This is a genomic window from Streptomyces sp. NPDC045968, from assembly GCF_056430475.1.
In genome coordinates, this window is record NZ_JBWKLF010000005.1 from 449,110 (window position 1) to 462,671 (window position 13,562).

Here is a 13,562-nt window from a genome sequence, read left to right on the forward strand (position 1 = left end):
GTCACAGTCCTGCCGCGCGCAGCACCGCGGCGAGGATGTCTTCGTCGCACGTCTGCGGTACGCAGCGCAGGTCCAGCAGCAGCCGGCCTCCCACCACGCGGCCGAGCACGGCCGGTGCACCGGTGCGCAGCGGCGTCGCCAGGTGGTCGGGGAGGCTGAGCGCACAGGACGGCAGGACGGTCCCGGGGGCTCCGCCCCCTCCGACCACCGCCTCGCTGGGTACGACGCGCGCGTCGATACCCCGGCGGGCCACGTCATCGGCGAGGCGGAGGGTACGTGTGCGCAGCTGCGCCGGCGGCATGTGCACGGCCTCGTACACGGGCGGCTTCGGACCGCGCAGTGTCGCCTCCAGCGCGGCCAGGGTGAACTTGTCCACGCGTAGTGCGCGGGCCAGTGGATGGCGGCGCATCCGCTCGACGACGGCAGCCGTGCCGAGGGCCAGTCCCGCCTGCGGACCGCCCAGCAGCTTGTCCCCGCTGGCGGTGACCAGCGTGGCCCCGGCGCGCAGGGCGGTGGCCGCGTCCGGCTCGTCCGGTAGTACCGGATCAGGGGCGAGGAGGCCGGAGCCGATGTCGACCACCACGGGCAGACCCAGCGAGGCCAGTTCCCCGGTGTCCACACCCTGGGTGAAGCCGCTCACGGTGAAATTGGAGGGGTGGACCTTGAGGATGAAGCCGGTGTCCGGGCCGGCGGCGTCCGCGTAGTCGCCGAGCCGGGTCCGGTTGGTGGTGCCGACCTCCCGTATCCGGGCGCCGCAGGAGGCGAGCAGTTCGGGTATACGGAAGCCGTCCCCGATCTCCACGAACTCGCCCCGGCTGAGCAGGATCTCACGCCCGGGGGCAAGCGTCACCGCTGCCAGGGCCAGGGCGGCTGCTCCGTTGTTGACCACGTGCACGGCCTCCGCGGCCGGCACGGCCTCCCGAAGGGCCGCCATGGCACTGCGGCCTCGGGGCGCCCGTCTGCCGCTGCCAAGGTCCAACTCGACGTCCGTGTATCCGCCTGCCGCCGCCATGGCCTCCAGCGCGGACCCCGACAGCGGGGCCCGTCCCAGATTGGTGTGCAGCACCACCCCGGTGGCGTTGTGTACGGGGATCAGTCCGGCCGCGTGCATGGGGAGCCCGGCGAGAGCGGCGTGGACCGCGTCACCCGGGCCGATCCGTCCGTCGCGTACGGCCTGCTGGGCCGTGGCGATCGCGGCCTTGACGATGCCCCTGCCCAGCCGGGTGGATGCCTCGTCGAGCCGGGGGTCACCGAGCAGCGCGGTGGTGCTCGGTACCCGCCGCCGGGGGTCTGCCGGCGGCTGCCGCATCTCGGCCGCCATGCGTGCCACCCCGATCCGAGTCAGCGGAGGCGGACGGGAATCGAACCCGCCTGGCCCGGATTCCGGACCACACCGATTTTGAAGATCGGGAGGGGCACCAGCCCGCCCAACGCCTCCGGACAAGATTGTGATCCCCGCACGCTGCTGGGGCAAGAGGTGAAATGATCGCCGTATGAAGCCAGTTGGCCCCTCGGCCGGACCGACCGCGCCGGTGCGGCTGACCCAGTACGCACGCGGCGGCGGCTGCGCCTGCAAGATCCCTCCGGGGGAACTGGAGTCGATGGTCTCCGGGCTGCTGCCCAGGAACCCCGGACACGACGCGGTCGGCGATGAGGACCGGCTCCTGGTCGGACTCGATGACGGCGACGACGCGGCGGTGGTGCGCACCGGTGACGGCACCGCCCTGGTGTCGACGGCCGACTTCTTCACGCCGGTCGTCGACGACGCCCGTGACTGGGGGCGGATCGCGGCCGCCAACGCCCTGTCCGACGTGTACGCGATGGGCGGGCGGCCCATCGTCGGGCTCAACCTGTTGGGATGGCCCCGTGACGTACTGCCTCCCGAGCTGGCCCGTGAGGTACTGGCGGGAGCGCTCGACGTGGCCCGCAGCGCCGGTTGCCTCGTCGGCGGCGGCCACAGCATCGACAGTCCTGAGCCGCTCTACGGCATGGCGGTGACCGGGGTCGTGGATCCTGACCGGCTGTTGCGCAACGACGCCGGACGGCCGGGTGTGCCTCTGACCCTCACCAAACCGCTCGGCGTAGGGATACTCAACAATCGCCACAAGCGCACCGGTGAGGTCTTCGCGCACGCCGTCGCCTGCATGGTGGCGCTCAACGACAGGTCCGGTGCTGCCGCCGTGAAAGCAGGAGCGGTGTGCGCCACCGATGTGACCGGCTTCGGGTTGCTCGGCCATCTGCACAAGCTGGCCCGGGCCAGCGGAGTCACGGCCGTGGTGGACGCCGGTGCCGTCCCTGTGCTCGACGGTGCGTGGGAGTCCCTGCGGGCCGGGTACGTCAGCGGCGGCACCCGGCGCAATCTCGACTGGGTACGCCCCCACCTGGACGCGGGACGCGCGAGCGAGGACCAGCTGTGCCTGCTCGCCGACGCGCAGACCTCCGGCGGGCTGCTGGTCGCCGGGGAGATACCCGGGCATCCGGTCATCGGGGAGCTGGTGCCGGCCGTGGCAGGCACCACCCTGGTCATCCGCTGAGGGCTGCTGAACGGCCGCGGGTCCGGGAGCGAAGCCCCGGACCCGCGGCCGGTCGGCTACTTGTAACGGATGTGCAGGTGGTTGTCGTGGTTCGGGTAGCTCGTGGTCAGCCCCTCCGAGATCAGCTGCGGATCGTTGAAGAAGATCAGCTGGACGTGGCCGGGCGCCTTCGCCCGGATCTCCTGCACGAGCCTGCGGGTGGCCGCGCGGTCGTAGGTGCTCGACTGCCACGTGATCCGGCCCGCGGTGCACTGCGCCGAGTCGGTGCGGGCCGGCCACACGTCGATGTCCATCCCGACTTCGTGGCTCCCGTGACCGGCGATGTCGCCGCCGTGCTCGAACCCCGCGTCGCCGACGGGCAGTCGGCCGTTCCCGGTGGCGGCGAAGGCCGCGGCGGCGGCCTCCAGCTGGGCGACCGCGCCGGCTGTCGCCCAGTGGGCTCCCGCGTTGCCGTCCGGGCTCTGTGCACACATCGTGCCCGCGCCGAAGCTGATGTTCTCGTAGTGCCACAACAGGTTCTGCCAGGTGGCCGGGCCGACGACGCCGTCCGCGCCGATTCCCGCGTGGGACTGGAAGGTGCGGACGGCGGAGTCGGTCGCCGGGCCGAAGGCCCCGTCGGCCGAAAGGCCGGCGCCGCGCTTGGCATTGAGCAGTGACTGTACGGCCGCCACCGCCGGTCCGTTGTCTCCCTGTCGTACGGTGACGGCGAGCGCGCCCCAGGTGGCGGGCCCGACGACGCCGTCCGCGGTCAGGCCCTTCGACTGCTGGAAACCCACCACCGCGCTCCGCGTGCCAGTGCCGAAGACACCGTCCGCCGCCACGGAACGGCCGTGCGCGGTGAGCAGGTGTTGCAGCGCGACGACGTCGGAGCCTCGGTTGCCGTTGCTCGTCAGCGGGAACGCCGCCTGTGGGAAGGCGTGCGCGGGGACGCCCAGTCCTAGGAGCAGGCCCGCCAGGGCGGTGAACAGCGTGATGATGCGTGCAAGTCGTCTCACGTTCTCTGCCTCACTTCTCTGTTCGCCTGTCGCTTCACTTACCCGACTGGAGGGCTCCCCAGGTGGCGGGGCCGACGATGCCGTCGGCGTCCAGTCCGCGCGTGGACTGGTAGTCGCGTACGGCCTGGGCGGTGCCCGAGCCGAAGTCGCCGTCGATGGACACCGTCCGGCCGAGGGCAGCGGTCAGGGCGCGCTGCACCCGGGTGACGGCCTCCCCGGTCGAACCGCTCTGGATCGTCGGGGCCGACCCGCGGGACAGCAGCGCCGTCCAGGTCCTCGCGCCGACCGCACCGTCCACCGAAAGCCCCTTGGCTGACTGGAAGTTCCGGGCGGCGGTGGTCGTGGCGGGCCCGAAGATCCCGTCCGGAGTTCCCGGATCGAAGCCGGCTGCCTTGAGCAGGCACTGGGCCGCCTTGACCTGGTCTCCGGTCGAGCCGCTCTGGACGGTGGCGTACGCGCTGAAGTTGAGGTTCGCCCCGGTGCAGGTGGGCGTGGGCGTGGTGCCGTTGCCCACGTCCAGGTAGTCGCGGTCGATGTTGATCGAGTAGCCGCCGTAGGACTCGGTGACCTCGCCGACGTACTGGTGGATCCGCTGATGGTTGGACCAGTAGGTGGACGGCACATAGGTACCGGTGTTGGTGTCGGCGGCGCCGTTCCACCACGCGTAGAAGAGGTGGTCGACCCGCGTGTAGGCGCCGTTGTTGTACTCGCTCGCGGCGTCCTTGATGCCCGAGGCCGCACTGGAGTAGAAGCCGGACAGATAGCCGCTGCTGTGCAGTCGCTCGGTCCAGCCGGAGAGGTACGACAGCACGGCCGCCTTGCAGGAAGCCGTGGAGGTGTAGGCCTCGATGTCACTGTAGATCGCGCTGCCCGCCGGGATGCCGAGGTTCGACGCGGCAGTGATGGCGCCGGCCGCCGCGGTGACGCCCTGGGACTTGGCCGTGGCCGGATCGGCTGACATCTTCAGCGAGTAGTTGGTGCACGGTGCCTGGCGGCCGACGTCGATGGGGAACAGGCGCCATCCGTTGCTGGTCTGGCTGGTCACCCAGCTCGCCGTCAGATTCGGCTGGGCGCAGCCACGGAAGGAACCACTGATGTAGACGCCGACCGCGCTGTACGGCGAGCTCGCCTGCCACGCGTTCATGGCCGCTTGCGAGGGCGCTGTGCAGGCGTCGAAGCCCTTGCCCAGGTAAGTGCCCGGCTGCGGCCCGGCTGCGGCCATCGGGGCGGCCTCGTTCCGCTGGGCCGAGACCAGCTCGGTGCGCTCAGCGCCCCTGGTGAGTTCCGCCGAGGCGAGAACCCCACGCACCAGGCCTTCGGTGTCCGGGGTGTGGGCGGCGGTCACGAGGACGCCGGCGTCCTCGACCGCGATCTGGATGGTGCCGTTGCTGGACACCGCGGAGGGGGCGACGGCCTTGCCGCTCCGGGCCCGCGCGGTCGCCGCGGTCGCCTGTCCCGAGGAGCGTGCGGTGATGGGCTCGACGACGATGCCCGCCGTACGGCCGACGACACTGGCCGGGCAGTCGTTCTGTTCGGCCGGTACACCGAGGTACACGGCGGGTCTGTCGAACCGGAGGCAGGCACGGGGGTTCTCGGCCAGGTCGACCACCCGCCAGTCGGCGGGCACCTCAATGCTGTAACCCTCGTAGGTGACGGTCTGCCGGATCTCGGGTGGCGGGGCCGCTGCGGCAGGGCCGGGGACGGCGAGCGCGCCGATGCCGGCGAGCACCGCCAGCAGGGCCGTTCCGGTGCGGACGCGCCAGGGGATGCGGGACGACATCAGGGCACTCCTACTCGATGCGGGGGTATGGAGGGGGCGGCACGGCAAAGTAGCCCGGCTTCGGGGGGTGCGGTGGCGCCCGCCCGGAGTTTGCGCCTTTCACCTGGATCAGATGCCGTCCCTCCCCCCGGCCGGAGGCCGGCCCGGGGGAGGGGCGGAGGGCTGTACGCGTACGCAATCGCCGGTCAGACGCCGCAGTTGGGTGCGGACCAGGCGCGGCTTGTACGGCCGTCCACGTGGGTGTGGTCGTCGTGTGCGGGGTAGCCGGGGCCGAAGATGCCGCCGAAGCCGTGGGAGCGGGCACGCTGGGCGAGCTGGCACAGCGACGGGCTGCCGACCAGATCGGCCGCGTCACCGTACAGGTGCCGGCTGTTCGAGGCTCCGCCCACCGCGTTGTTGCAGGCCACCGAACGGAATCCGCTGCTCACGGAGATCGGGACATCTCCCATGACTCGCCGCATGGCCTCGAGCTTCCACATCGTGCGCAGCCCGTTGGACTTGGCCGTCGCGGCGCTGACCGCACCACCCGACCAGTCGGAGTTGCATGTGTTCAGTTCGGCGTAGGTGAAGTGGATGGGAGTGCAGTCCGGATCCTGCAGTGCGTAGATCTTGCTGAACGTCTGGGAACCCGCGATGCCGTCGGCTCCCAGCCCGTAAGCCTGCTGGAACTTGGCGACAGCGGCCTTGGTCCGCGCACCGAAGTTGCCGTCGACGGTGAGGATTTCGCCGTAGTCGACATGCCCGGCCACCCGGATCTGCAGCTGGGTCACATCGGAGCCCGACATGCCCTCGGAGAGGGTGCGGCCCCAGGTGTAGCACTCGTCGGCCTGAGCCGGGGCTGCCGTGGTGAGCATTCCACCCACAGCTATTATCATGGGCATGACAAACGCTAGAGCGAGTCGGATCACACGTCTCAACATCGCGCCTCCGTGATGAGTCATTGCCGGTTCCCCGCTAGAGGGCTGAGGCGAGTTTGGCCTCCCCGGCAGTCGCGTGTCCACACCGTCACCATCTGCCACAGGACCAGACCTCCGGAACAACTAGCGTGTGTGCAGCAGAAGTTGTGTCGGATGGCGCATCATCCACGGCCCGGGCCAGGGGGCCCGCGCAGTCGGTGCGTCGAGGGGCACCGCCACCGCCGTCACGACACCACGACGGTGAGGCGGACTCGCACCGCCTCCACCCCCGCCATCGCATCGTGTACCGCCACTACTGGACGACTCCGCAGGCGGCAGCGGCGATCAGCGAGGAGCACAGGACGGTCATGCCGGTCAGTCGCCGTACAAGCGCGCCGTCCCAGCGCTCGCCGTGCCCGGACAGCCTGCGCAGAGACGGAGTGAGCGCTCTGCCCGCTCCGAAGCCGAGTCCGGCGGCCAGGGCGGGCACGAAGGAGCCTCCGGACAGCAGCACCGCGACCGCCATCGCGTACGGTGCGCTCGCCGAGACGTAGGTGCGCACCCCCGTGCCGAGCTCGAAGCCGAACTGCAGGGCGCCGCCGGCCAGATGGCGCCGCAGAACGTCCTGCGGGATCTGCCGGGCGTTCTGCGGCAGCCGTAGCGGCAGCCTGCCCGCGTCGCGCAGCGCGGCAAGGAGCGCGACGGTCACGATCAGCCCTTGCCGCACGCCTACCGGAAGCGGCGTGAAGAGGCCGGACAGGAGCCACAGCACCCCCGCCGTCAACACCCCGCCGACCAGCAGGCCGCCGGTGAACACGCCGAGGATCACTGCCTGTCTGTACGTTGCCCGCCAACCTGGCGAGGCCAGCGCGAAAGCGCTGTTGCGCGTTCAAACGGAGCCGGAGAGCGAGTAGCCTGCCAGGCCGCCGGTGATCGCCCACGTCAGCATGGGGGCGTGCAGCGCGGCGGTGATCGCGGCGATCCCGAGGGCTGCCGCGTGGAGGGCCGGGTCGGTGAGCAGTGCCCGTGAGGCGCGCACGCCGCTCCTCCGTGCCGTCGGGCGGCCGGATTCGCTCATCTAGACGGTCCCGGTGAGCTTGAGCCAGGTGTTCTGGCCGACCACGCCGTCGGCGGTCAGGCCGTGCAACGACTGGAACGAGAGGACGGCCTGCCTCGTGAGCGAACCGAAGTTGCCGTCGACCGTCAGTGCGGAGCCGTGCTTGTTGAGCTGCCTCTGCGCGCCGCGTACGCCGTCGTTCACGTCGCCTTGGCGCACGGTGACGACGAGGACCGGCCAGGTGGCCGGACCGACACTGCCGGTGGGGCTCAGCCCGTTCGCCGACTGGAACACCTCGACCTGCGTCTCGGTGTCCGGACCGAAAATTCCGTCGGCGTCGGTCGGGTGACCGCGGAAGGCAAGCAGGTGCTGGATGGTGTGTACGTCGGGTCCGGTGGCGCCGCGTCCGATGGTCGGCCAGGTGACGGAGCCCGGGCAGTCGCAGCCGGTGGTCCAGCGGCAGATGGACTTCACCCAGCCGGAGCCGGTGTTGCGGTACCCGTCGTGGCAGCGCCGCTCGATGCCGCAGCCGCAGCTTCCGCAGGCCGCGCTGTACCGCCACAGCCAGCCGTCGTAGGTACCGGCGTAGCACTGGTTGGGCCGCAGCGTCCAGGTGACACCGTCCGTCCGGTGGAAACCCGTGTTCGTCCCGGATGTCACGCACGCGTCGGCGTAGATGGTGCTGGGTCCGCAGCCAGGGGAGCAGTTGTGGTCCGCGGCGTAACTCGGGCACGCACCGGTCCAGATGTCGTAACCGTCCGCGTAGGCCTGTCGGGCGGCGGAGAACACCCCCAGAGCGGCGAAACCTGCAGCGGTCGCCGCCTGCAGCACGGTGCGTCTCGACGGCGCGAAGGAGGGCAGTGCCTCGCGCCTGGTCCGGGAGCGGCGGCCACCGCTCTCGGAACTGCGCAGCATGGGTATGTCGTCCAGTGTGTTCACGACAGGCTCCTCGGCGTCGCGGGCTGGATGTCGCCGAGCAGTCGCAGCAGGGCGGTGGGTGATCCGAGCGGCTCCGAGCGCGCGATCCGGCCCTGTGGATCGATGACCACCGCGTAGGGAGTGGCGGGGATGTCGTAGGCCGTGAACAGCTCCGGGCGGTGATCCCGGACCGGGACGGCACCTCCGTCGGCCTGCGGTCCGGCGCCCGCGTACAGCCCGAGCACCTGCGGGGCGGTGGCGTCCTCCTGGCGGATCGTCCAGGCGCCGGCCTCGTCGAGCACCTGGCCGCAGGTTCGGCAGTCGGCGTCGAGGAAGAGCAGCAGCGCGGTGCGGCCCGGCGTCAGGAGGCTGCCCGGCGCGGCCGGTTCGAGGCCGCCCGCATCGAGCCTGCCCGCATCGAGGCCGCCGTCGAGGCCGCCCGCATCGAGGCCTGGGGCCGGGGCGCCGGGGGCGATACCCACCCGCCCGGGACGGTGCGGCTGTGCCCGTGACAGCTGGTGCACCTGCCTGATCAGTCCCGAGACGACCAGCGCGAGCAGCGCGATCGCTGCCCACGAGGCGATCACAGCGCTGGTGGTGAAGTCCATCGCGTCGACACTCCTTCGGCAGTTGCTTCGGTCGGCTCGTGCATGGCAGCGGGCAGGGACCACAGCAGCAGGGCGCAGGCAGGTGCTGCGAGTGCCACCGTGGTCAGTTCCGCAGCGGAGAGCGGTGCGGGGGTACCCTCCGTGATGGCTGCGACGGCCGTGGCGGCAGACGCGAGTACGGCGAGGGCAGCGGCTCGGCGTGTCACCCAGTGGCTCAGAGGCACATCCTCGCCCGAACAGCCGCACGGCCCGCCCCGTCCGAGGGCAAGGGCGTGCCTCGCATAGCCGGCGTAGAGCCCGAAGAGGACGGCGGTCGCGGCAAGTACGGCCTGCAGTCCTCTCTGGTGACCCGTCAGCAGGGCGAACCCGCCGACCAGCCCCAGCGCGAGCTCCAGGAAGGGCACGGCGACGGCCGCGAAGCGGCGGAACCGGGGGCCGAGCACACCGTGCTTCCGCAGCGCCTCACCCAGAGCGGCTGGGCGTGCGGCATGGGAGCCGGCGCCCATGAGGAGAGTCAGTACGACGATGGAGGCGGTCAGTCCACCGCAGAAGGCGATCACCGCCGGATCACCGGGTGTGCCGCAGCGTGAGCCGCCCGACGAGTTCGGGCACGCGCTCGACGGCAGTGGATCCCAGCGGAACCAGGGTGGCCCAGATATCGGTGGAGGAGAGCACGAAGAACGGGCTTCCGTCGGAGAGCGCGTCGCGGAACAGCTCACCGGACGCGACCGCCACACCCTTCCAGGGTGGCAGCTGAGCAGTGTGCTCCTTCGTCCTCCGGGACAGCTCCAGCAACCCCAGACCTGGTAGCTCCTTGATCACCGTCGCGGGCCGCGCGAAGGCGCTTCCGGCCGACGTGTCCGGCCGCAGCGTGAGGCCGTACTCGCTTTCGGTGACGCGCACCGACCGCAGCAGCCCGAGCACCTCGGTCACGCTCAGGCCGTACAACCGGGTCACCAGTGCGTGGTTCTCGCCCTGCCACACGACGAGCAACGGCCGCTCCACAAGCCCTGAACGCGGCTCCCGCTCCATCGAGCGGAAGATGCGCAACATGCCCTTTTGGAAGGTGAGTTCGGAGTCGGCTGACCCGATACCCAGGGAGGCGGCGACAGCGTCACCCAGAGAGGCCGGCCCTGCGGTGAATTCGACCAGTCGGCCGCCTGCCACCACCTCGACGGTCGAGGTGCACGGCTCCTGAAGGTCGATGTCCCCCTCCAGGTGATACGTCCCACCGTCGAGGGCGCGATGCGTGACGAACGATGCGACCATGTGCATCCTCCCGAGGGCGGGGGGTCCAGGTGACACCGCAGCCGCACAGCAAACTAGACAGTGGTCATGTCCCTGTCAATGAGTCGCTCGCCGCCGGAGCGGCCGACCACGCGCCCGCCGCGCAGGCCGCAACTGGGCGAAGGGGAGTTTGGCGCATCTACGTCAACCGCCCCCTGTCGCACACCCGTCACCGGAACACCTTCCGGCAGCCTCGACACCGGTGCGGCGGAGGATGTCGAGAGCTGACCTTCGACGCGGCCGGCGCCGAGCCGGGCTCGGTCCTCCGCGGCACCGTCCAGGTGGCCTCCGACAGCGGGCGGGACCCGGTCATCGAGGTCCCGGTGACGATGTCGCTGCCCGCCTACCGGACCGCGCTCGACGCAGGGCCCGGCACCCCCGCCACGGACCGGCTCGGCGAGAAGTGGGGCGGCGACCGCGCGTACACGGAGGGCTCGTACGGGTACCTCGGGAAGGCCAGAACGCTGCGAACTAACAGGGCTGTCGTAGGCACGGAGGAGCAGGTGCTGTACTCCACCGCGACGGAGGGTGTGTACGAGTACTGCTTCGACGGTCTGCCCGACGGCGTGTACCCGAGGCGGACCTGCACGCCGCCGTCCTGGAGGACATCGCCGCCAACGGCCTGCCCGTGGACGGCTGCACACCGTGGGAGGAGCTGCGCGAGACCCACTTCGCCCGCCTCGCCGCCCAGTGCCCGGCCGTCGCCTGATGACCCCGCGGCACACGCCGCGCCCGGATCGCGTTCTCCGACTCCGCGGCGAAGCAGATGGAGAACCTGACCAGCGAGGCGAAGATCCACGCCCTGGACCGCGCCCTGGTCGTCGTCTCCGTCGACCCCGACGTCGGTGAACTGATCCCCGCAGACACCGCCGGCCCCCGGCTGCGCCAGTACACCGACGACATCGAGCGGGTGCGCCTCCTGTACTGGGTGACCGCGCTGCGGACCGTCGTGGTGGTCGCCTACATCGAGGTGTAGGGCCCACCCTTCTCAGCGGCCGGCGCCCGGTTGCAGCGGTGCCCCATGGGCCGCGCGGAGTCCGGGCTGCGGCCAGTGGTAGAGCCGGACGGTGACCGTGGTGTCGCCACGCAGGTCCACGGCGACCTGATAGACCCTGCTCCCGTCGGCATGGTCCTGCCGGGCCTGCACGGAGGCGTAGCGCCAGCGGCCGCAGAACCGCACGTAGAGCGCCGGGCGGCCTGCCGGGCGCCAGCAACGCACGACAGGCTCGGACCCGTCCTCCGCGCGCCAGGGCCGGCGCTCCACCGCATCCGCAGGCTATCGCTCATATGTTCGATGGTAGCCGCAGACCTCACCGGGATGCTTATGAGGCCCTGACAGAATGACCTGCTCAGTGATTGATCGACAGCGGATTGGCCGACGTTTCACCACTGTTCGAATCCCAAGCGCGCACGTTGACATACTCCCAGTGCGCTTCCGGTATGTGGAACGCATATTCGAATGAGGACATTCCGCGAGCAATCCCGATACTATCTTCGCGGTACAACACCGAATCGGCAGGGTTTCTGAAGATTGCCCACGCAATACGCACACCCCCCTCCATGGTGAAATCCATTCCACGGATCCGAATATTGGAGCTGCCGAGGTTCTCTCCAGTAATGCGTGGTTTCATCGGATAGGGAAGACAGAAATTAGGCGTACTGTCGACACTTACGGGACTGTAATGATCCCCTCCGTCCGCCGGGCAGACCGAGTTGGACATGAAGCCACCAAAGAATAGCGCCTGGCATTTCCAGCAATTACGCCAATTATTCTGAAGGTGATCACCCTCACCTAGACCGTAAATCAGTGTGTAGTTGGGCGCGGGGTCACCGTGAACGTGCCCGTGGCCGGGGCGTGCCGGACAGACGCCATCCTCCCCGTAACTCGGCGGACGGTCCGGGTGGCCAGAAAAGTAGAGAACGTAACAGTAGGTGCATCGCCGCCAATCCGCCTGGGAGGGAATAAGCGGCACCGATGTCTCACTTAGGGTGAACTGCGGCCCTGCGGGTTGATGCATCCCACCCTGCGGGCACTTCCCCATGTCGTAATCCTCATGGTCGCCATAGTAGCCAGCGTAAAAAAGTCCTTGACAGTCCGAGCAGTTCCGCCACATATGTGCACCTTCCATCTCGCGATAGCCGGCATCTACGCCTGCGTTGCCCCAGGAAGTCTGGGCGTTTTGGGACTTTGCGATAGGCCCATTTACCCGCCACTATGGAGCCGTCTCAGGTGAAGGGCATCCGGATGCACCCATTCAGGTGAAGTGACGCAGAGCAATGCCTCGCCTCCGATTTGTTAGGCCAGGCCCGAGCTGATCTCGGCGCGCGCCAGTTGCTCAACCGGGACGGTCACGGGCATCACCAGAATGCTGCCGGTTTACAGCGGCTAACACCCTGAACCGAATTGTCGTTGGGTGATGAGGCAGCAGTCGCGGGGCGGCTGGCCGGCTATCTGTTCAGGGCTCCAGCGTCGTACCAGACGCTCCTGGATGTAGTCCCGCAGGCGTGATCTTTCCCTGCTGCGGCCGTGGCCGGCGGGCATCGGCACGGGATTGAGCCGCGTAGGGCCGGTAGGCCGAGCGTGAGGTGTCGCCACGAAGTGGGATGCCGTTGCGTTGTATCTCCCGGCTGATGGTGGACGGGCTGCGGCCCAGTTCAGCGGCGATCGCCCTGACCGTTGCCTTCTCGCGCAGCCGGTCTGCTATGTGCAGCCGATCGTCCTGGCTCAGATAGCGGCCAGGAGCAGCGGGTAGCAGAGCTGGACGTGCCGGCGGACGAAATCGCTCTTTCGCCGTCCGGCCATTGCGCCATTCACGACCGCTTCGATCGTTGATGCCCACCAGCCGGCAGGCCTCCGTATTGCCATAGCCCAGGTCCACGAGCCGGAAGTATTCCTCCCGCTCGCGGACCAGTTGACGGCGGACGCCCAGAGCCCGAGTGCGATTCTTGCGGATCTCGAACATCACACACCTCACGGAGAGGTGTTGCAACGACCGCTAGAACCCAAGGGGGTAAGCCAGGTTCCAAGATGCACGTCCTGTCTGACGCGGACGGACTGCCCCTACGCGTCGGGCTCTCCGCGGCCAACACCTATGACAGCCAGGCTCTGAAGCCGATGCTGTCCCATTTCCGCATGGGACACGAATCCCACGCGACCGAATCCAAACCGGTCCGCCTGCACGCCGACAAGGCGTAGAACATCCCTCACCTGCGGCGATGGCTCTGGGGCAAACACATCGGGGTCCGCATCGCACGCAAGGGCATCGACTCCAGCGAACGACTCGGCCGACGCAGATGGGTCATCGAACGCACCATGTCCTGGCTGACCGGCTACCGCAGACTCAACCACCGCTACGAACGCCAACCCCGCAACTACCTGGCCTTTCTCGGACTCGCAGCCGCTCTCTGCTGCTACAAACGGTTCCTCAAGCTGACCATGTAGGACACGGTCTTAGAGTGGCCTCGAGATTCGAACGAGTGCTCTAAT

Annotated in this window: 14 protein-coding genes, 1 tRNA gene and 2 pseudogenes; 3 read left to right on the forward strand and 14 right to left on the reverse strand. The window is 69.4% G+C overall.

Going from position 1 to position 13,562, the window contains the following annotated elements; all coding sequences use genetic code 11:
- Nucleotide 1: 1 nt before the first annotated feature.
- Nucleotides 2-1,321: an L-seryl-tRNA(Sec) selenium transferase gene (gene selA / locus AC07FA_RS17855; RefSeq protein ID WP_479076487.1), complete on the reverse strand. Its 1,320-nt coding sequence runs from the start codon at nt 1,319-1,321 to the stop codon at nt 2-4.
- A 23-nt stretch (nt 1,322-1,344) separates the two neighbouring features.
- Nucleotides 1,345-1,438: transfer RNA gene (locus AC07FA_RS17860), tRNA-Sec, on the reverse strand.
- A 55-nt stretch (nt 1,439-1,493) separates the two neighbouring features.
- On the opposite strand from AC07FA_RS17860, the gene selD reads away from it, so the two are divergent.
- A complete protein-coding gene (selD, locus tag AC07FA_RS17865; RefSeq protein ID WP_479076488.1) occupies nt 1,494-2,534 on the forward strand; it encodes a selenide, water dikinase SelD in 1,041 nt (346 codons plus the stop codon).
- Between the two features lie 56 nt (nt 2,535-2,590).
- On the opposite strand, the gene AC07FA_RS17870 is transcribed toward selD, so the two are convergent.
- The 9 genes from AC07FA_RS17870 to AC07FA_RS17910 all read right to left on the reverse strand — a co-directional run bounded on the left by AC07FA_RS17870 (nt 2,591) and on the right by AC07FA_RS17910 (nt 10,057).
- On the reverse strand, nt 2,591-3,529 hold the full coding sequence (locus tag AC07FA_RS17870; RefSeq protein WP_479076489.1) for a peptidoglycan-binding domain-containing protein: 939 nt from the start codon (nt 3,527-3,529) through the stop codon (nt 2,591-2,593).
- 34 nt (nt 3,530-3,563) lie between these two features.
- Nucleotides 3,564-5,309 carry a glycoside hydrolase domain-containing protein gene (locus AC07FA_RS17875; RefSeq protein WP_479076490.1) on the reverse strand — a complete coding sequence of 582 codons (1,746 nt, stop codon included), beginning with the start codon at nt 5,307-5,309 and terminating at the stop codon, nt 3,564-3,566.
- 185 nt (nt 5,310-5,494) lie between these two features.
- Entirely contained in the window at nt 5,495-6,229 is a 735-nt protein-coding gene (locus tag AC07FA_RS17880) for a D-Ala-D-Ala carboxypeptidase family metallohydrolase (protein ID WP_479076491.1), read from the reverse strand.
- Between the two features lie 289 nt (nt 6,230-6,518).
- Nucleotides 6,519-7,034, reverse strand: coding sequence for a hypothetical protein (locus AC07FA_RS17885; protein ID WP_479076492.1), 516 nt, complete (start codon nt 7,032-7,034; stop codon nt 6,519-6,521).
- 60 nt (nt 7,035-7,094) lie between these two features.
- Nucleotides 7,095-7,244, reverse strand: coding sequence for a hypothetical protein (locus AC07FA_RS17890; RefSeq protein WP_479076493.1), 150 nt, complete (start codon nt 7,242-7,244; stop codon nt 7,095-7,097).
- A gap of 39 nt (nt 7,245-7,283) precedes the next feature.
- Entirely contained in the window at nt 7,284-8,201 is a 918-nt protein-coding gene (locus tag AC07FA_RS17895) for a peptidoglycan-binding domain-containing protein (protein ID WP_479076495.1), read from the reverse strand.
- On the reverse strand, nt 8,198-8,788 hold the full coding sequence (locus tag AC07FA_RS17900) for a hypothetical protein (RefSeq protein ID WP_479076496.1): 591 nt from the start codon (nt 8,786-8,788) through the stop codon (nt 8,198-8,200). The genes AC07FA_RS17895 and AC07FA_RS17900 overlap by 4 nt, the downstream gene beginning before the upstream one ends.
- Nucleotides 8,764-9,348 (reverse strand): MauE/DoxX family redox-associated membrane protein, encoded by a 585-nt coding sequence (locus tag AC07FA_RS17905; RefSeq protein WP_479076498.1) that lies wholly within the window; start codon nt 9,346-9,348, stop codon nt 8,764-8,766. Before AC07FA_RS17905 ends, AC07FA_RS17900 begins: the two co-directional genes overlap by 25 nt.
- 7 nt (nt 9,349-9,355) lie before the next feature.
- Nucleotides 9,356-10,057, reverse strand: coding sequence for a hypothetical protein (locus AC07FA_RS17910; protein ID WP_479076499.1), 702 nt, complete (start codon nt 10,055-10,057; stop codon nt 9,356-9,358).
- Nucleotides 10,058-10,841: 784 nt separating this feature from the next.
- Between AC07FA_RS17910 and AC07FA_RS17915 the strand changes: the two genes are divergently transcribed.
- Nucleotides 10,842-11,051, forward strand: coding sequence for a hypothetical protein (locus AC07FA_RS17915; RefSeq protein ID WP_479076500.1), 210 nt, complete (start codon nt 10,842-10,844; stop codon nt 11,049-11,051).
- Nucleotides 11,052-11,063: 12 nt separating this feature from the next.
- Here the strand turns inward: AC07FA_RS17915 and AC07FA_RS17920 are convergent, their stop codons facing one another.
- The 3 genes and pseudogenes from AC07FA_RS17920 to AC07FA_RS17930 all read right to left on the reverse strand — a co-directional run.
- Nucleotides 11,064-11,339, reverse strand: coding sequence for a hypothetical protein (locus AC07FA_RS17920; protein ID WP_479076501.1), 276 nt, complete (start codon nt 11,337-11,339; stop codon nt 11,064-11,066).
- An 85-nt stretch (nt 11,340-11,424) separates the two neighbouring features.
- Entirely contained in the window at nt 11,425-11,796 is a 372-nt protein-coding gene (locus AC07FA_RS17925; protein ID WP_479076502.1) for a hypothetical protein, read from the reverse strand.
- A gap of 728 nt (nt 11,797-12,524) precedes the next feature.
- Nucleotides 12,525-13,041 (reverse strand): annotated as a pseudogene (locus AC07FA_RS17930) (transposase); the annotation flags it as partial.
- A gap of 44 nt (nt 13,042-13,085) precedes the next feature.
- Here AC07FA_RS17930 and AC07FA_RS17935 point away from each other — a divergent pair.
- Nucleotides 13,086-13,517, forward strand: a pseudogene (locus tag AC07FA_RS17935) (transposase); the annotation flags it as partial.
- Nucleotides 13,518-13,562 lie beyond the last annotated feature (45 nt).